Annotated in this window: 14 protein-coding genes; 8 read left to right on the top strand and 6 right to left on the bottom strand. The window is 70.3% G+C overall.

Translation table 11 applies throughout. From position 1 onward, the window contains the following. The first annotated feature begins 191 nt into the window (after window positions 1-191). The 3 genes from AC3IYJ_RS13750 to AC3IYJ_RS13760 all read left to right on the top strand — a co-directional run bounded on the left by AC3IYJ_RS13750 (window position 192) and on the right by AC3IYJ_RS13760 (window position 4,029). A complete protein-coding gene (locus tag AC3IYJ_RS13750) occupies window positions 192-1,598 on the top strand; it encodes an amino acid permease (RefSeq protein ID WP_489401581.1) in 1,407 nt (468 codons plus the stop codon). A gap of 186 nt (window positions 1,599-1,784) precedes the next feature. Next, entirely contained in the window at window positions 1,785-3,206 is a 1,422-nt protein-coding gene (locus AC3IYJ_RS13755; RefSeq protein WP_489401582.1) for an amino acid permease, read from the top strand. Between the two features lie 166 nt (window positions 3,207-3,372). Next, the gene (locus AC3IYJ_RS13760; RefSeq protein ID WP_489401583.1) at window positions 3,373-4,029 is read left to right on the top strand and encodes a superoxide dismutase; all 657 of its coding nucleotides are present in this window, start codon (window positions 3,373-3,375) and stop codon (window positions 4,027-4,029) included. Between the two features lie 155 nt (window positions 4,030-4,184). Here AC3IYJ_RS13760 and AC3IYJ_RS13765 read toward each other — a convergent pair whose 3' ends face one another. Further along, complete coding sequence (locus tag AC3IYJ_RS13765) at window positions 4,185-4,832, bottom strand: mycothiol-dependent nitroreductase Rv2466c family protein (RefSeq protein WP_489401584.1); 648 nt, start codon at window positions 4,830-4,832, stop codon at window positions 4,185-4,187. Window positions 4,833-4,941: 109 nt separating this feature from the next. Between AC3IYJ_RS13765 and pepN the strand changes: the two genes are divergently transcribed. Both pepN and AC3IYJ_RS13775 read left to right on the top strand, forming a co-directional pair. Next, window positions 4,942-7,497 carry an aminopeptidase N gene (pepN, locus tag AC3IYJ_RS13770; RefSeq protein WP_489401585.1) on the top strand — a complete coding sequence of 852 codons (2,556 nt, stop codon included), beginning with the start codon at window positions 4,942-4,944 and terminating at the stop codon, window positions 7,495-7,497. Between the two features lie 223 nt (window positions 7,498-7,720). Further along, window positions 7,721-8,680 carry a hypothetical protein gene (locus AC3IYJ_RS13775; RefSeq protein WP_489401586.1) on the top strand — a complete coding sequence of 320 codons (960 nt, stop codon included), beginning with the start codon at window positions 7,721-7,723 and terminating at the stop codon, window positions 8,678-8,680. Between the two features lie 38 nt (window positions 8,681-8,718). Here the strand turns inward: AC3IYJ_RS13775 and AC3IYJ_RS13780 are convergent, their stop codons facing one another. Next, the gene (locus AC3IYJ_RS13780; RefSeq protein ID WP_489401587.1) at window positions 8,719-9,600 is read right to left on the bottom strand and encodes a pyridoxamine 5'-phosphate oxidase family protein; all 882 of its coding nucleotides are present in this window, start codon (window positions 9,598-9,600) and stop codon (window positions 8,719-8,721) included. Beyond that, window positions 9,600-10,061, bottom strand: a complete 462-nt coding sequence (locus tag AC3IYJ_RS13785) for a VOC family protein (protein ID WP_489401588.1) — start codon at window positions 10,059-10,061, stop codon at window positions 9,600-9,602. Before AC3IYJ_RS13785 ends, AC3IYJ_RS13780 begins: the two co-directional genes overlap by 1 nt. 133 nt (window positions 10,062-10,194) lie before the next feature. Here AC3IYJ_RS13785 and AC3IYJ_RS13790 point away from each other — a divergent pair, with 133 nt between their 5' ends. After that, window positions 10,195-10,761 carry a CGNR zinc finger domain-containing protein gene (locus tag AC3IYJ_RS13790; protein ID WP_489401589.1) on the top strand — a complete coding sequence of 189 codons (567 nt, stop codon included), beginning with the start codon at window positions 10,195-10,197 and terminating at the stop codon, window positions 10,759-10,761. A gap of 267 nt (window positions 10,762-11,028) precedes the next feature. After that, window positions 11,029-14,364 (top strand): S8 family serine peptidase, encoded by a 3,336-nt coding sequence (locus AC3IYJ_RS13795; RefSeq protein ID WP_489401590.1) that lies wholly within the window; start codon window positions 11,029-11,031, stop codon window positions 14,362-14,364. A gap of 96 nt (window positions 14,365-14,460) precedes the next feature. Here AC3IYJ_RS13795 and AC3IYJ_RS13800 read toward each other — a convergent pair whose 3' ends face one another. After that, entirely contained in the window at window positions 14,461-15,951 is a 1,491-nt protein-coding gene (locus AC3IYJ_RS13800) for a M28 family metallopeptidase (protein WP_489401591.1), read from the bottom strand. A 252-nt stretch (window positions 15,952-16,203) separates the two neighbouring features. Here AC3IYJ_RS13800 and AC3IYJ_RS13805 point away from each other — a divergent pair, with 252 nt between their 5' ends. Beyond that, entirely contained in the window at window positions 16,204-17,232 is a 1,029-nt protein-coding gene (locus AC3IYJ_RS13805) for an aspartate-semialdehyde dehydrogenase (protein ID WP_489401592.1), read from the top strand. Between the two features lie 60 nt (window positions 17,233-17,292). Here the strand turns inward: AC3IYJ_RS13805 and AC3IYJ_RS13810 are convergent, their stop codons facing one another. After that, window positions 17,293-17,790, bottom strand: coding sequence for a DUF1203 domain-containing protein (locus tag AC3IYJ_RS13810; RefSeq protein ID WP_489401593.1), 498 nt, complete (start codon window positions 17,788-17,790; stop codon window positions 17,293-17,295). Then, entirely contained in the window at window positions 17,729-17,965 is a 237-nt protein-coding gene (locus AC3IYJ_RS13815) for a ribbon-helix-helix domain-containing protein (protein ID WP_489401594.1), read from the bottom strand. The genes AC3IYJ_RS13810 and AC3IYJ_RS13815 overlap by 62 nt, the downstream gene beginning before the upstream one ends. Window positions 17,966-18,016: the final 51 nt, after the last annotated feature.

Here is an 18,016-nt window from a genome sequence, read left to right on the forward strand (position 1 = left end):
CGCTCCCCGCTTTGGTGGGGATTGCACAAAGACCCCGCTCGGCGCCCGAGTTGAAGTGATCCGTATCACGACCCACTAGCCACTAGACGTCCGTTTTGCGCGGATGGACACTCTCCGGGGAGACTGTGGGGTCCCTCCAATCCTCGCGGCCCCCCACCGCCACCAGGCCACAGAGAGTACGAGCACCCCTCATGCGCGACCGCCTGCCCGACCCGCCCCCCTCCGTGGACGATCTGCCACCGGAACCCCTGAGCCACAGCCTCAAGCAGCGCCACCTGACCATGCTGGGCCTCGGCGGCGTGATCGGCGCCGGGCTGTTCGTCGGCTCCGGTGCGGGCATCACCATCGCCGGTCCCGCGATCATCTGCTCGTACCTGCTCGCGGGCATCCTGGCGATGCTGGTGATGCGGGCGCTCGGCGAGATGTCGGCGGCGATGCCCGCCTCCGGCTCGTTCTCCGTCTACGCCGAGAAGGCGCTGGGCCGTTGGGCCGGCTTCTCGGCGGGCTGGCTGTACTGGTTCCTGCTGGTCGTGGTGCTGGCCGTGGAGGCGACCGCGGCGGCGAAGATCGCGAACGGCTGGCTGCCCTCGGTGGACCAGTGGGTCTGGGTGCTCGTGTTCATGGTGGTCTTCACCGTGAGCAACCTGGCCGCGGTGCGCAACTTCGGTGAGTTCGAGTTCTGGTTCGCCGCCCTGAAGGTCGGCGCGATCGTGCTGTTCCTGATCCTCGGCACGCTGGCCGTCTTCGGCCTCCTGCCCGACACGGACCCGGTCGGCATGGCCAATCTGACCGGCCAGGGCGGGTTCTTCCCGAACGGGGCGAGCGGGGTGGTGGCCGGCATGCTGGCCGTCGTCTTCGCCTTCGGCGGCCTGGAGGTCGTCACCATCGCGGCCGCCGAGTCGGACGACCCGGCCCGGTCCGTGGCCCGCGCGGTGCGCAGCGCCGTCTGGCGCATCCTCTTCTTCTACGTGGGTTCGATGCTGGTCATCGTGAGCCTGCTGCCGTGGGATTCCCTCGAACCGGGCCAGAGCCCGTACGTGGCCGTCCTCGACTCGATCGGCATCCCGCACGCCGGCCAGATCATGGACATCGTGATCTTCGTGGCCCTGTTGTCGGCGCTCAACGCCAACCTGTACGGGTCCTCGCGCATGGTGTTCTCGCTGGCGGAGCGGGGCGAGGCGCCGAAGTCCCTGCTGAAGGTCTCCTCCGGCGGGGTGCCGCGCAGGGCGGTCTTCGCCTCGGTGGCCTTCGGGTTCGTCTCGGTGGTGCTGAACCTGCTGTGGCCGGACACGATCTTCCTCTACATGCTCAACGCGGTGGGCGCGGTGCTGCTCTTCGTGTGGGCGCTGATCGCGGTCTCGCAGCTGAAGCTGCGCCGGAGGATCGAGCGGGACATGCCGGAGCGGCTGACGCTGCCGATGTGGCTCTTCCCGTACGCCACCTGGGCGGCGCTGATCGGGATGGCCACGGTGCTGGTCCTGATGCTGTTCGACGATTCGGCGCGGCCGCAGCTGCTGTGGTCCTCGGGAGCGGCGGCCGCGGTGCTGCTGGTGGCGTGGTTCCGCGAGCTCCGGGAGAAGCGGGCCGTTCGGTCCTGAGGCGGGACGCGGTAGTGGAACGGGCCCGGGGCTTTCGCCCCGGGCCCGTTCCTCTTGAGCGCGCGGGCGACCACGTCATGTAAGACCGGTGTCCGGATCTTGGACATCGAATGTCCGATAAACGGACAGTGGGCAGACTGGGACACCTCACCCCGTCCACCCGCACACCGGACAGGCACCATTTCCATGAGCCAGAGCACCCTGACCCCGCCCGAGCAGCAGAGCCCGGCGACGCCCGACGCCGGATCCGGCGGCTTCTCGCCGCTCGGCAACGGGCTCAAGCAGCGCCACCTCTCGATGATCGCCCTCGGTGGCGTCATCGGCGCCGGCCTCTTCGTGGGCTCCGGCGCCGGCATCGCGGCCGCCGGCCCCTCGATCGTGCTCGCGTACGCCGCCTCGGGCCTGCTCGTCATGTTCGTGATGCGGATGCTCGGCGAGATGTCGGCCGCCAACCCCGCCTCCGGCTCCTTCTCCGTGCACGCGGACCGGGCCATCGGCCCGTGGGCGGGGTTCACGGCCGGCTGGATGTTCTGGACCCTGCTGTGCGTGGGCGTGGCCATCGAGGCCATCGGCGCGGCGCACATCGTGACGAGCTGGCTCCCGGGCACCCCCTCGTGGATGTGGGTGCTGATCTTCATGGCGGTCTTCTGCGGGTCCAACCTGGCCGCCGTCTCCAACTTCGGCGAGTTCGAGTTCTGGTTCGCCGCCCTGAAGATCGGCGCCATCGGGCTCTTCCTCGGCCTGGGCGTCCTGGCCGTCCTGGGCGTGCTGCCCGGCACCGGCTCCCCCGGCTCCGCCAACCTGCTCCACGACGGAGGCTTCCTGCCCAACGGCGTGGACGGGCTGCTGGTCGGCCTGCTCGCCTCCGTCGTCGCGTACGGCGGCCTGGAGACGGTGACCATCGCGGCCGCCGAGTCCGACAACCCGGTCCGGGGCGTCGCCAAGGCCGTGAAGACCACCATGTGGCGGATCGCGATCGTCTACGTCGGCTCGATGCTGGTCATCGTCACGCTGCTGCCGTGGAACGACCCGGCGGTCACCACCGAGGGCCCGTACGCGGCGACCCTGGACCACCTGGGCATCCCGCACGCAGGCCAGGTCATGAACGTGGTCATCCTGATCGCCCTGCTGTCCGCGATGAACGCGAACATCTACGGCTCCTCCCGCATGGCCTACTCCCTCGTCTCCCGCGGCCAGGGCCCCAAGGCGCTGGGCAAGCTCTCGGGCCGGGTGCCGCGCCGTGCCGTCCTCGCCTCCTCCGGCTTCGGCTTCGTCACCGTGCTGCTGTCCTACTGGTACCCGGACACCCTCTTCGCCTGGCTGCTGAACATGGTCGGCGGCGTCATCCTCGTCGTCTGGGGCTTCATCGCCGTCTCGCAGTTCGTGCTGCGGCGCCGCATGGAGCGCGAGGCCCCCGAGAAGCTGGTCGTGAAGATGTGGGGCTTCCCCTATCTGACCTGGGTCGCGCTGGCCGGACTGGCCGGGGTCCTGGTCCTGATGGCCATGGGCGACGACACGCGCGTCCAGGTCGTCTTCACCGGCGGCCTGACCCTCGCACTGGCCGCCACGGGATACGTGATGCAGCGCCGGGCGGCTGCCAGGGCCTGACCCCCTCCCGCCCCCGGACCCCGGCGCGCCCCATGCCTTCGCATGGGGCGCGCTTCCGTTTCAGGTAGGGAACCCTTACGTGAGCTGCGGAATAGATACTGCTAGCGTGCAGTTGCGCATTGATTGCAATAAGCAGTTGGCACGCCGAGGGGACCGGATAACACGCATGGCCATCTACACGCTTCCTGAGCTTCCTTACGACTACGCGGCTCTCGAGCCGGTGATCAACCCGCAGATCATCGAGCTGCACCACGACAAGCACCACGCGGCCTACGTCGCGGGCGCCAACAACACGCTGGAGCAGCTGGAGGAGGCGCGCGACAAGGAGAACTGGGGCGCGCTGAACGGCCTGGAGAAGAACCTCGCGTTCCATCTCTCCGGCCACATCCTGCACAGCATCTACTGGCACAACATGGCCAGCCCGAAGACCGGCGAGGGCGGCGGCGAGCCCACCGCGGCCGACGGTCTGGGCGACCTGGCCGACGCGATCACCGAGTCCTTCGGTTCCTTCGCGAAGTTCAGGAAGCAGCTGACCTTCGCGTCCTCCGCGACGCAGGGCTCCGGCTGGGGCGTGCTCGCGTACGAGCCGGTCAGCGGGCGCCTGGTCGTCGAGCAGGTCTACGACCACCAGGGCAACATCGGCGTCGCCAGCACTCCGATCCTGGTCTTCGACGCCTGGGAGCACGCCTTCTACCTGCAGTACAAGAACCAGAAGGTGGACTTCATCGAGGCGATGTGGAACGTCGTCAACTGGCAGGACGTGGCCGGGCGCTACGCCGACGCCAAGGCGAACACCCCGCTGCTGATCCCCGTCAAGGGCTGATCGCACCCCCGAAAGCCCGTCCGACTCGTGATCGTCTTCTCAACCTTCACTTGCGGGCGTGTTCACCAGAAGGCCCCCGCGAGGACGTGACTCGCGGGGGCCTTCTGCGTCCACCGGGCCGTCGACCTCGCCGACCGCCGTGAACTACCGGACCGTTAGTCGAAGATCGGGCCCTGGGTGCGGGTGCGCTTGATCTCGTAGAAACCGGGAGTGGAGGCGACCAGCAGGGTGCCGTCCCAGAGGCGGGCGGCGGCCTCGCCGCGCGGGGCCGGGGTGACGACCGGGCCGAAGAAGGCCACCTCCTCGCCGCCGGCGCCGGGCACCGAGATCACCGGGGTGCCGACCTCCTGGCCGACCCGCTCGATGCCGTCGTTGTGGGAGTCGCGCAGCACCTCGTCGTACTCGTCGGAGTCGGCGTAGTGGATCAGCTCGGCGGGCAGGCCCACCTCGTCCAGGGCCGCGGCGATCGCCTCGCGGGTCGGGCCCTGGCCCTCGTTGTGGAAGCGGGTGCCGAGCGCGGTGTAGAGCTTGCCGGTGATCTCGTCACCGAACTTCTGCTGTGCGGCCACGACCACGCGCACGGGCGCCCAGCCCTTGGGGCCGAGCAGATCGCGGTAGCGCTCGGGCAGTTCGTCGAGCTTGTTCTCGTTCAGCACGGCGAGGCTCATCACGTGCCAGCGCACCTCGACGTCACGGACCTTCTCGACCTCGAGCATCCAGCGGGAGGTCATCCAGGCCCAGGGGCAGAGCGGGTCGAACCAGAAGTCGACCGGGGTCTTCTCGCGCACCTGGGTGTCAGCCATGTCTCTCCTCAGATCGGAACGTTCCTCCCTGCCCAACCGCCCCGACCGCACACGCATTCCCCATGGGAGGATTCGGTCAGGTATCGCGATCACGCACGAAGGAGTGCACGTGCCCGGAGAGAATCTGTCCCGTGACGAGGCCCGCGAGCGGGCCGAGCTGCTGTCCGTCGACGGGTACGAGGTGGTCCTCGACTTGAGGTCCGCGGTGGACGAGGCCGAACCGGCCGACGGGCCCCGGACCTTCCGCTCGGTGACCACCGTCCGCTTCCGCGCCGCCACCCCTGGAGCCGCCACCTTCGCGGACCTCATCGCGCCCTCGGTCAACTCCGTCACCCTCAACGGGCGCGAACTGGACCCGGCCGCCGTCTTCGACGGGGCCCGGATCACCCTGGGCGACCTGGCCTCCGAGAACGTCCTGGTCGTGGACGCGAACTGCGCCTTCAGCCGCACCGGCGAGGGCATGCACCGCTTCGTCGACCCGGAGGACGGCGAGGTCTACCTCTACACCCAGTACGAACCGGCCGACGCCCGGCGGGTCTACGCCAACTTCGAACAGCCCGACCTGAAGGCCCCGTACCGCTTCGAGGTGACCGCGCCCGAGGGCTGGCAGGTCTGGAGCAACGGCGCCGAGGAGTCCCGCGAGGGCGGGACCCGGCGCTTCGCCGAGACCGCGCCGATCTCCACCTACATCACCTGCGTGGTCGCGGGCCCGTACCACTACGTGACGGACACCTACACGCGCGGAGAGCTGACGATCCCGCTCGGCGCGATGTGCCGCAAGGGCCTGGCGAAGCACTTCGACGCGGACGACGTGTTCCTCGTCACCAAGCAGGGCTTCGACCTGTTCCACGAGATCTTCGACTACCCGTACCCCTTCGGGAAGTACGACCAGGCGTTCGTGCCGGAGTACAACCTGGGCGCGATGGAGAACCCGGGGATGGTGACCTTCCGCGAGGAGTACATCTTCCGCGGGAAGGTCACGCAGGCCTCGTACGAGCGGCGCGCGAACGTCATCCTGCACGAGATGGCGCACATGTGGTTCGGCGACCTGGTCACCATGAAGTGGTGGGACGACCTGTGGCTGAAGGAGTCCTTCGCGGACTTCATGGGCTCCTTCGGACTGGTGGAGGCCACCCGCTTCGACCAGGCGTGGGTCACCTTCGCCAACAGCCGCAAGGCGTGGGCCTACCGGGCCGACCAGCTGCCGTCCACCCACCCGATCACGGCCGACATCCGTGACCTGGAGGACGCGAAGCTGAACTTCGACGGCATCACCTACGCCAAGGGCGCGGCGGTGCTCAAGCAGCTCGTGGCGTACGTGGGCCGGGACGCCTTCCTCGAAGGCGCGCGGCGCTACTTCAAGGCCAACGCCTACGGGAACACCACCCTGGACGACCTGCTGTCGGTGCTCGCGGAGGTCTCCGGCCGGGACATGGCCGAATGGTCGCGGGCCTGGCTGCAGACGGCCGGCGTGAACGCGCTGACCCCGGTGGTGACTTGCGACGCGGGCGGCCGGGTGACCGAACTGGCCGTGCTCCAGGACGGCGACGAGCTGCGCCCCCACCGGGTCGCGGTGGGTCTGTACCGGCTGGAGGCGGACGGCGCGCTGGTCCGCTACGCGCGGGCCGAGGCGGACGTGGCCGGCGTCCGGACGGTGGTGGCCGAACTGGCCGGCCAGGAGCGGCCCGCCCTGGTCCTCGTCAACGACGACGACCTCACCTACTGCAAGATCCGCTTCGACGCGGACTCGCTGGCCACGCTCCGCTCCCACCTCGGCTCGGTGGCGGACCCGCTGACCCGCGCGCTGTGCTGGTCGGCGCTGTGGAACCTGACCCGGGACGCGCTGATGCCGGCCCGGGACTTCGTCTCGCTCGTAGTGGCCCACGCGGGCCGCGAGACCGACGTCGGCGTGCTCCAGATGCTGCACGCCCAGGCGCTGTCCGCGGTCACGCACTACGCGGACCCCCAGTGGCGGGAGCAGGGCGGCCGGGTGCTGGCCGCGTGCGCGCTGCAGGAACTGCGCTTCGCCGAGCCCGGGTCGGAGCACCAGCTGACCTGGGCCCGGTTCTTCGCGGCGGGCGCGGCGACCGAGGGCGACTTCCAGCTGCTGCTGGGTCTGCTGGAGGGCTCGGCGCGGATCGACGGGCTGGAGGTCGACCAGGAGCTGCGCTGGGACTTCCTGCTGCCGCTGGCCGCGCAGGGAGCGGTGGACGAGTCCGTCCTGGCCGCCGAACTGGCCCGGGACGACACGGCGTCGGGCAAGCGGCACCAGGTGCGCTGCCTGGCGGCGCGCCCTTCGGCCGCGGTCAAGGACCAGGCGTGGGTCGCCGTCGTGGAATCGGACGCGCTGTCGAACGCGCTGGTCGAGGCGACGATCGCGGGAATGCAGCAGTCTTCGCAGCGGTCCCTGCTCGCGCCCTACGCGGAGCGGTACTTCGCCGCCATCGAGGGGATCTGGTCCAACCGTTCGATCCAGATCGCCATGGACGTGGTGAAGGGGTTGTACCCGTCCCTCCAGGACTCCCAGGAGACCCTGGACGCCACTGACGCGTGGCTGTCGGCGCATGCGGACGCCGCCCCCGCGCTGCGCCGCCTGGTGCTGGAGTCGCGTGACGACCTGGCCCGCGGGCTGCGCGGCCAGGCCTGCGACGCGGCGGCCGGCTAGTCCTTCGGGGTCGCTTCGAGCTTCGGCGGGGCTGGATTTTCCAGCCCCGCCGACGCATGAGGTGCGGGGTCCGGGGCGGATCCCCGGAGGCGGTGGCGAGCCCGCTGAGCAGCGCAGTCCATCGGCAGTCGAACGCCCGTACTTTAGCCCCGTCTTGTCCCGATTTGCCGACAGATGTGTAACAGGGGTTAGCGAGGCCATGGCCTGAGGGAATCACCGCGTCATGAACCACAACGCACCCCTCCCCCTCGCCCACCTCACCGGCAGCCGCCCCCGCGTGCTCACGCTGGCCCAGCTCCGCGAGCACGGCGTCTCCGCCTCCGACGCCGCCGACCGCGACTGGCAGCAGATCCTGCCCGGGGTGTTCCTGCTCCATTCCGGCCCCGCGACCAGCGAGGAACGGCTGCACGCGGCGCTCCTGTACGCGGGACGGCGCGGCGACGAGGTCATGGTCACCGGGCTCGCCGCCCTCGCCCTGTACCGGTTCTCCTGCGCCCCCACCCTGACCGGACTCCCGCTCATCGACGTCCTCGTGCCCAACACCCGCCGGCTGCGCTCCACCGGGCAGGTCCGCATCGTGCGGACGCACGTCCCGCCCCGGCCGATGGAGGTCATCGGCCTCCCCGTCGCCCCCGTGGCCCGCGCCGTCGCCGACGCCGTCGCCCAGCTCTCCGACGCCGGCACGGTCCGCCGGCTGCTCAGCGAAGCCGTCCGCGGCGGGCACTGCGAACCGGCCGCCGTCGTAAGGGAACTGACGGTGGCCCGGCTGCTGAACCGGCCGCACGTGGTCGACGCCGTCGAATCACTGCTCGCGGAGGGGCGGGCCATCGCCGAGGACCGGCTGTACCAGCTCGTACGCGGCTTCGAACTCCCCGAGCCGGTCTGGAACGTGGACCTGCGCCTGCCCGGCGGTCCGCACCTCGGCGGGGTGGACGCGTACTGGCCCGAGCAGGCGGTGGCCCTGGAGATCGACACCCGCGCCCCGCGCCAGGGCGAGGACGAGCAGTGGTCGGAATCGGTCCGCAAGCGGGAGACGCTGGAGCGGTGCGGGGTGACCGTCCTGCACGTCACCCCGCGCAAGCTCCGCGACTGGCCCGAGCAGCAGGCGGCAGTCGTGCGGACCGCCCTGACCGCGTCCGGCGACCGCGAGCCGGCCACCTACCTCGTCGTACTCCCCCGGTGAGGCGCCTGCCAAGGCAGCTCCCTTCAGGACAGCTCCCGTCAGACCAACGGCGGATTCGCGGGCGAGTACTCCGGGGCGCTCCACAACAGCCGCCCCGGGTGCACGCTCTCCACCACCGCTTCGACCCGGAACCGGACCCGCCGGGACCCGCCCGGCCCGAATTCCGTCTCCGCCCGCCCGCTGAGCTGGAGCAGCGCCCCGCTCTCCCAGTCCGGGAACAGCAGCCCGGCCCGCGCGTCCGTCAGCAGGTTCCCCAGTGTCAGGAACATCGCGTTCCCCGGATAGTCCGGCCAGGCCAGTTCGGTCGGCGACAGCACTTCCACGAACCCCGGCAGCCCGCCCCGGTGGCTCGTGTCGGCCCCGTCCGCCTCCGCGGTGGTGGTGACGAAGAAGGTGTCGGCGGCGCGGACGGCCCGTTCCTGGTCGGAGGTGAGCGCGTACCCACGCCGCACGACACCGGCTCCTTCGGCGACGAGCTGGACAGGCTGCCGCTTCTGGAGGTACTTGGGGCAGTTCGCGAAGACCTGCTCCGCCACGACCGCGAACCCGCCCGGGGTCACCGCCAGGGTTCCGTTGAGCCGCATCCGGCGCCGGGTGCGCGGGTCGAGGGAGATGGTCCCGACCCGGGTGCCGCCGGTGGCCAGCGCCCCGGCGAGCGGATCGCCCTCCGGGACCCCGCCGAGAACCGCGATCCGGTCCGGCGCGGTGGCCCGTACGAAACCGGGGGCGCCGGTCAGCAGTGAGACCCACAGCCGCCCGTGCTCGTCGGCGGCGCCCACGACCAGGTGCGGCTGCTGCGCCAGGAAGTCCGCGGCGACCTCCTTGATGCGCGGCGCGACCGAGCGGCCCACGTGGGCCGCGGCCTCGCGGACGCCGAGCCGGTCCTGTACGGCGAGTGAGCCCCAGTGGTACTCGGGCATTAGAAGAACCCGCAGGTCGGGGCCCCTGTGGTGGGAGCCTCGGCGCCCTCGGCGCCGGTCGGTACGGAGATCTCCAGGCGGGTCCCGTCGGGGTCGTGGAAGAAGATCCCGCCGGAGGACGCGCCCTCGCCGTGGGGGACGACCCCCTCGTACGCGAACTCGACGCCCAGGCCGCGCAGCCGCTCCTCGTACGCGCGGACCTCCTCGATGCCGTCCGCCGAGAGTGCGAGGTGGTGCAGTCCGGCCGCGGCAGCGACGTAACCACTCTCGGCCTGCTGCCACAGCGTGAGGACGAGCTCGCCGTCCTGGCCGAGGAAGGCGAAGCGGCGGCCCTCCTCCTTGCCCTCGCCGAGCACCTCGAAGCCCAGGACGCCCTGATAGAAGGCGAGCGAGCGGGCGAGATCGGTGACGTTCAGACCCACGTGGCCGGTGCGCAGCTTGCTGATGACAGGAGCCGTCATGGCTGTTCCTCTCTGCGGGCCCCTCACGGGGCGACCTAACCTTCTAAAACAAAGTTAACGGTTAGAGCGGCGGGCGTCAACCGTTCCCGTACGCTTAGGGGGTTAGCAAGACGGGCATCAGGAGGACCGCGAGATGGCGACACCGGCGACGGACCCCCGCCCCCTGATCGGCGAACCGGTGGCCCTGGACCTGATCAACACCCGCTGGATGCACGAGGGTGAGCCGACCGACCTCTTCGCCGGGACCTTCGGGCTCACCCGCGTCGAGGGGCTCGCGATCTGGCTGGAGAGCGCCGGCCTGGCCGACCGTTTCCGCGCGGACGCGGCCACCCTGGTGCACCTGCTGACCGCCCGCGAGGCACTGGCCCGCGCGGTCGCGGACCCGGCCGACGCGAGCGCCCGCTCCCTGATCGACGCCGTCCTGGAACACGGCCGGATCCGGATCACCCTGACCGCGCAGGGGGCCGGCGAGCGCTCCGAGTTCGACGACCCGACGTGGGGCCCGGCCTGGACGGCCGCCCGCGACTACCTGGAACTGCTGGGCTCCGGCCCCGACCGGATCCGCAAGTGCGCTTCCGAGACCTGCGTCCTGCACTTCCACGACACCTCGCGCAACGGCACCCGGCGCTGGTGCTCGATGGCCGCGTGCGGAAACCGTGCGAAGGCATCCCGGCACTACGCGCGCACGCGCGAGCGCTGAACGACCCGAAGTTGTCACACCCGATCCCGGGCAGGGTCACGTCCCGGCCTTGACGCATGGTCGGGAAATAGACAAGTCGACTTCTGAGCCGGAAGGTCCGTACCGCTCTGCCCCGGTACGGGCCCTGTGGCGTATCCGATGAGCTGGCGGGAGTCCGCCATGTCATGTATCGATCAGTGACAACTCTCCCCAAAGGGCTGTCACTTACACGAGGCTGACCGGTCATCCGGCACCGAAATCCGGACCGTATCTTTCACTTAGCCAGGGATGCTGATGACCCTCGACTCCCCCAGCTCCATATCCGTGACCCGACGCGCAGCGCGCGTCGCGGCCGCGGCCGGCCTGGTGGCCGCCCTCGCGGCCACCGGCGCCATGCCTGTCTTCGCGGCGACCGGCACTGATGTCCCCCCGGCCAAACCCACGGCCAACCCCGCGGTGAAGTCGGCCGACGAGAAGCTCGGTTCGGCCGACGTCGAGCTGCTGCAGGAAGCCAAGTCCAAGGGCGAGAAGACCGTCACCGTCATGCTGGCGACCGCCCCCGGCGAGACCCAGCAGGTGGCGAAGCAGCTCGACGGCGTCCAGGGCGCCTCGGTGGGCCAGACGTACGACAAGCTCGGCTACGTCCGCGCCACGCTGCCGACCGACAAGGCCGACGCCGCGCTGAAGGCGGCCGCCAAGCTGTCCTCCGTGCACGGCATCGACCTGCGGCACGAGATCCAGCTTCCGGACCCCCGTCCGGATTCGGGCAAGGAGTCCGGCCAGGTCGCGAAGACCGCCGCCGAGACGTACCCGGGCCCGGACAAGAACACCCCGGCGAAGAACCCGTACAACCCGTCCTTCGAGACCGGTTCGCTGGACTTCCTCAAGAAGAACCCGACGGCCGACGGCCGCGGCGTGACCATCGGCATCCTGGACTCGGGCGTCGACCTCGGTCACCCCGCGCTCCAGAAGACCACCACCGGCGAGCGCAAGATCGTCGACTGGGTCACCGCGACCGACCCCCTCGCCGACGGCGACGCCACCTGGCGGGCCCAGATCACCCCGGTCACCGGTGGCACGTTCACCGCGGGCGGCGCGAGCTGGAAGGCTCCGGAGGGCTCGTTCCAGTGGAGCCGCTTCACCGAGTCGATCACCGCCACCGGTGACATGAAGGGCGACGTCAACCGGGACGGGGACACCACCGACCGGTTCGGCATGCTCTACGACCCGGTCGCCGGGACCGTCCGCGTCGACACCGACCAGGACAACGACTTCACGAACAACGAGCCGATGAAGCCGTACAAGGACGGCTTCCAGATCGGCTACTTCGGCACGGACAACCCGGCGACCGAGGTCGTCGAGCGGATCCCGTTCACGATCGAGATCCGCAAGGACGTCCCGATGGACCCGCTGGGTGGTGACTGGGTCGGCAAGAAGGCCGACTTCGTCAACATCGGCATCATCGAGTCCGAGCACGGCACGCACGTCGCGGGCATCACCTCCGCCAACGGCCTGTTCGGCGGCGCGATGAACGGCGAGGCTCCCGGCGCGAAGATCGTCTCCTCGCGCGCCTGCTCCTGGTCCGGCGGCTGCACCAACATCGCGCTGACCGAGGGCATGATCGACCTCGTCGTCAACCGCCACGTGGACATCGTCAACATGTCCATCGGCGGTCTGCCCGCGCTGAACGACGGCAACAACGCGCGCTCCGAGCTCTACAAGAACCTCATCGACACCTACGGTGTCCAGCTCGTCATCTCGGCGGGCAACGAGGGCCCCGGCGTCAACACCATCGGTGACCCCGGTCTCGCGGACAAGGTCGTCTCCGTCGGTGCGGCGGTCTCCAAGGAGACCTGGGCTGCCAACTACGGCTCCGGCGTGACCAAGAAGTACAACATGTTCCCCTTCTCCTCCCGCGGTCCGCGTGAGGACGGCGGCTTCACGCCGACCATCACCGCCCCGGGCGCGGCCATCAACACCACCCAGACGTGGCTGCCCGGCTCCCCGGTGAAGGAGGCCGGTTACAACCTGCCGGCCGGCTACTCGATGCTGCAGGGCACCTCGATGTCCTCGCCGCAGGCCACGGGCGCCAGCGCCCTGCTGATCTCGGCCGCGAAGCAGCAGCACATCGCCCTCACCCCGGCGAACCTGCGCGTCGCGCTCACCAGCAGCGCGAAGAAGATCGACGACGTCCCGGCGCACGCCCAGGGCGCGGGCCTCATCAACATCCCCGGCGCGTGGGAGTCCATCCAGCGCGGCGCGAAGGCCAACGAGTTCACCGTCTCGGCGCCGGTCGACACCGCGATCGACCAGTTCCTGAAGACCCCGGGCTTCGGCACCGGCGTCTACGACCGTGAGGGCGGCCTGAAGGTCGGCCAGAAGAAGGTCTACAACGTCGTCGTGACGCGCACCACCGGCGTCAAGTACGGCACCCCGCACAAGCTCAGCTGGCGCAACAACGACGGTACGTTCAAGGTCCTCAGCGACTACGACTACGTCACCCTGCCGCTGAACAAGCCGGTCACCATCAAGGTCGAGGCCAAGGCCAAGACGGCCGGCGTCCACAGCGGCATCCTGCAGCTCGACGACCCGACCACCGAGGGCATCGACAAGCAGATCCTCTCCACGGTCGTCGTCTCCACCCCGCTGGCCAAGCCCTCGTTCGCCTACTCGGACACCTCGTCCGTGCAGCGCAACAGCCACAAGTCGTACTTCGTGACCGTTCCCTCGGGCGCCAAGACCCTCGAGGTCGCCCTCGGCGGTCTGAAGCCGGGCAGCCAGACGCGCTTCATCTCGATCCACCCGTACGGTGTGGGCGTCGAGGACAGCGCGACGACCCAGTGCTACCCGAACTACGACAACCCGGCGAACAAGTGCCGCCCCGACCTGCGTTCGTACGCGAACCCGCTGCCGGGCGTCTGGGAGATCGAGGTCGAGTCGCGCCGTACGTCGCCGCTGCTCGACAACCCGTACAAGCTGGACGTCTCCGTGCTCGGCGCGGCCTTCGACCCCGCGGTCAAGGTCCTGCCCGAGGTCAAGCAGGGCACCCCGGCGCCGGTCCAGTGGACCGTCAAGAACGACGGTGCGGCGATCGTGGGCGGCAAGCTCCAGGGCGGCCCGCTCGGCTCCGCGAAGGTCGCCAAGCCGACCATCACCCCCGGTGAGACCCAGACCACCGAGGTCAAGATCGGCGAGGGCGTCTCCCGCCTCGACATCGCGATCGGCGGCGTCTCCGACACCGCCGCGGACCTCGACCTCGAGGTCTACAAGGACGGCGTCAAGGTCGGCTCCTCCGCCGACGGCGACTCCGACGAGGCCGTGAGCCTGCTCAACCCGGCCGCGGGCACCTACACGGTCAACGTGATCGGCTACGCGATCCCGTCCGGCTCCACCACGTACGACTACCGCGACGTCTACTACTCGGCCGCCCTGGGCACCGTCCAGGTCGACGAGGCCGCCGCGGTCAACCTCGCCAACGGCGCCTCGGCGGCCGTCTCCGCGAACGTGCTGGTCAGCAGCGCCGCTCCGGAGGGCCGCCAGTTCTTCGGCGAGGTCAAGCTGCTCAACGCCCGCGGCACCGCCGCCGGCACCGGCAGCGTGCAGATCGAGAAGGTCCTGCCGTAACGGCATCGACCGCATGACAGCGTGACCGCATGACGGAGGGGCGGGTACCCGATCGGGTACCCGCCCCTTCCGCTTGCCCCCCCCTCGGGCGCTACGTCACTTGCCCAGCGAGCTCAGGTCCTGCGCGTACGTGCCGACCGCGTGGGCGATCACGTCGAGGTTGGTGTCGAAGGCCTTGAGGTCCAGGTTCTTCAGGTTGTCCCCCGCCCCGTGGTAGTTCGGGTCGTACGGGGCCCCGGCCGTGCCGCCGTACCGCTTGGCCTGCTCGGGGGTCTTGATGCCCTCGGCTCCGGTGAAGGTGCCGCCGGCCGGGATGCCGTTCGCGATGAACGGGCCGTAGTCGGAGCGGCCGTCGAAGTCGCTGCCCTCGTGCGGCTTGCCCTTCTTGTCGAGGAAGCCGTTGATCAGCGCCTCGATCTGGGCCGAGCCGGCCGGACCGGCGCCCTCACCGGTCCTGTCCGAGTCGTCGCCGTCGTAGACGAACTGCGCCGGGTTCGGCGAGGCGATCATGTCGAAGTTGAGGTACAGCGCGATGTCCTTCTTCTGCTTGTCGGACAGCTGCGCCACGTAGTGCTCGGAGCCCAGCAGGCCGAGCTCCTCCGCCGACCACCAGGCGAAGCGGACCTTGTTGGCGGTCTGCTTGCCCTTGCCCTTCTTGTTGGCGCCCTCGTCCGCGAGCTTGAGGGCCACCTCCAGCAGACCGGCCGAGCCGGAGCCGTTGTCGTTGATGCCGGGACCCTCGGTGACCGAGTCCAGGTGGGCCCCGACCGCGACCACGCGGTCGGCGCGGCCGCCCCGGGTCTCGGCGATGACATTGCGGGTGGTCTTCTTCACGTGCTCCTGGTCCAGGTCCAGGCGTACGGTCACCTCGCCCTTGGCGGCGGCCGCGGTCAGCGCCTCGCCGTCGGCCAGGGTGATCCCGGCGCTCGGGATGATCCCCTCGGCGGGTGAGGAGAACCCGCCCCGGACCGGGGTGGTCCCGCTGTGGTTGTAGACGATCACACCGATCGCGCCGGCCGCGGCGGCGGCCTTCTGCTTCTCCACGAAGGTGCAGGCACCGCGCTTGACCAGGGCGATCTTCCCCGCGAAGGCACCGGCCGGGTAGTCGTCGGCGGTGCAGCCCGGGGTCTCGTCGACCCGGGCCAGGGCGAGCGGGGCAGCCAGTCCGCCGGCCGGAGTGGACTTGGTGAAGGTGAAGGCGGCGGTGGCCAGCTCCCGCGGATCGGCGCCGGACAGGACGGTGGTCCGCTCCGTCCTCGTGTGCGCCTCGTAGATGTCGAAGTCCTGGTACGAGACCTGGTACCCGGCCTTGGCGAGGGTGTCGTGGACGTAGGCGGCCGAGGCCGCGTGGCCGGGCGTGCCGGCGGCGCGGTTGCCGCCGTTGGCGTCGGCGATCTGCTGGAACTTCGCCAGGTGGCGGTAGGCGCCGCGGGCGGTGACCTCCTCCACCAGTTCCTTGGCCAGCCGGCCCTCGCGCGGGTGGGCGGCCGCCGGGGTGGCGGCGAGCAGGACGGGCGCGGCGACGGCGGCGGCCGCGAGGGCGGCGAGCGCCGGTATGGACCGGCGTCGGTGGCGGATGGCGCGCACGGTGGTTCTCCCCGAGTTCGAAGTACGGAAAACGCGTCCGGATTACGGACGCGACAGACCGGACCGTAACCGGCTTCGAACTGGCAAAAGGGGCAGTGAGCAGGGGTGCAACAAGGCCGCCACGGAGTTGTCACCGGGGTTCACACTCCGCACACCGTCCGCTCCTCGGACAATGGATTGGACAAGTCTCGTGGGGTCGAACGCATGATGGCTTCACGCGCGCCCGCGTCGTACGGATCAAAGGGAGTCACCGTGAGGGTCGGAATCGTCGGAGCCACCGGACAGGTCGGCGGAGTCATGCGCGGCATCCTCGCCGAACGGAAGTTCCCGGTGGAGGAGCTGCGGCTGTTCGCCTCGGCCCGCTCGGCCGGCTCGACCATCGAGTGGCAGGGCAGCGAGATCACCATCGAGGACGCCTCCACGGCCGACTTCTCCGGCCTGGACATCGTGCTCTTCTCCGCGGGCGGCGCCACCTCCCGGGCCCTCGCCGAGAAGGTCGCCTCGCAGGGCGCTGTCGTGATCGACAACTCCTCCGCCTGGCGCAGCCACCCCGAGGTTCCCCTCGTCGTCTCCGAGGTCAACCCGCACGCGATTCTGAACCGCCCCAAGGGCATCATCGCGAACCCGAACTGCACCACCATGGCCGCGATGCCGGTGCTGCGCCCCCTGCACGACGAGGCCGGCCTGACCGCGCTGATCGCCACCACCTACCAGGCCGTGTCCGGGTCGGGCCTGGCGGGCGTCGCCGAGCTCAAGGGCCAGGCGTGCGCGGTGTCCGAGGCCGCCGACCAGCTAACCTTCGACGGCGGCGCGGTGGAGTTCCCGGAGCCCAAGGTCTACCAGCGGCCGATCGCCTACAACGTGGTCCCGCTCGCGGGCAACCTGGTCGACGACGGCTCCTTCGAGACCGACGAGGAGCAGAAGCTCCGCAACGAGTCCCGCAAGATCCTGGAGATCCCCGGCCTCAAGGTCTCCGGCACCTGCGTGCGCGTGCCGGTCTTCTCCGGCCACTCCCTCCAGGTCAACGCCCGCTTCGAGCGTCCGCTGAGCGTGGAGCGCGCCTACGAGCTGCTGAAGGACGCCCCGGGCGTCGAGCTCTCGGACATCCCGACCCCGCTGCAGGCCGCCGGCAAGGACGCCTCGTACGTGGGCCGCATCCGTGTCGACGAGACGGTCGAGAACGGCCTCGCGCTGTTCCTCTCGAACGACAACCTCCGCAAGGGTGCCGCGCTGAACGCGGTCCAGATCGCGGAGCTCGTCGCCGAGGAGCTGCGCGGCTGATCCCGCTCGCACGCGGGACGGGAAGGGGCGGCGCCATGACGGCGCCGCCCCTTCCCCGTGTCAGGGCCGACGCACCTCGTAGTGGAAGCAGCCGAACTCGGCGGCCCGGACGTGCACGAGGGCCACCTCGGGGTCGTCGAACGCCTCGTCAAGGGCCCGCTCGATCACACCATCGGGGTCGGTGCCGAGGTCGAGGACCCGCCCGCCGAGGATGTGCCCGCGGGCGTCGTACCGCCGGGCGGTGCGCTGCGCACCGGCCCTGGCGAAGGGGTACGCCTCGCCGTCGGCCGGCCCGCCGCAGTCCTCGGCGTGGATGAAGACGGGCCCCTGCTCGTCGTACGCGCCCGGCTCCGCGCCGGTGGCGGCGGCCCAGCGCCGCAGGGGTGCGTAGGAGACGAGGACGATCCGCTCCCCGGCCGCGCTCGGCCTCAGGCAGCACCTCAGGGGTGCACCGCCCTCGCCGTCGGCGTACGGGACGCGCTCCCGCCCCGCGTCGTCACGTACGCGGAGCTCTTTGAGCCCCGCCTCCTTGATTGGCCTCGCCCAGTACCTGGTCATGCCCCTCAGCCTCGCGCCGCCGCCCACCGCTGTCCGGCAGGTTTCCGCCCTCGCGCTCCCGAAGCAGGCCGACGGCGATCCGGAGAGCCGCGGAGCGGGACGGAAGTCCGTTCCGTTCGGCGTACAGGTCGAGGAACTCGATGTCTCGGGCGGGCAGGCTCAGGCTGATCCTCATGGCTCATGGTAGGCAATCGACCACGCAAGGTATCTCCCGACGGGCTCCGGG

The organism is Streptomyces sp. GL_140, assembly GCF_057834465.1.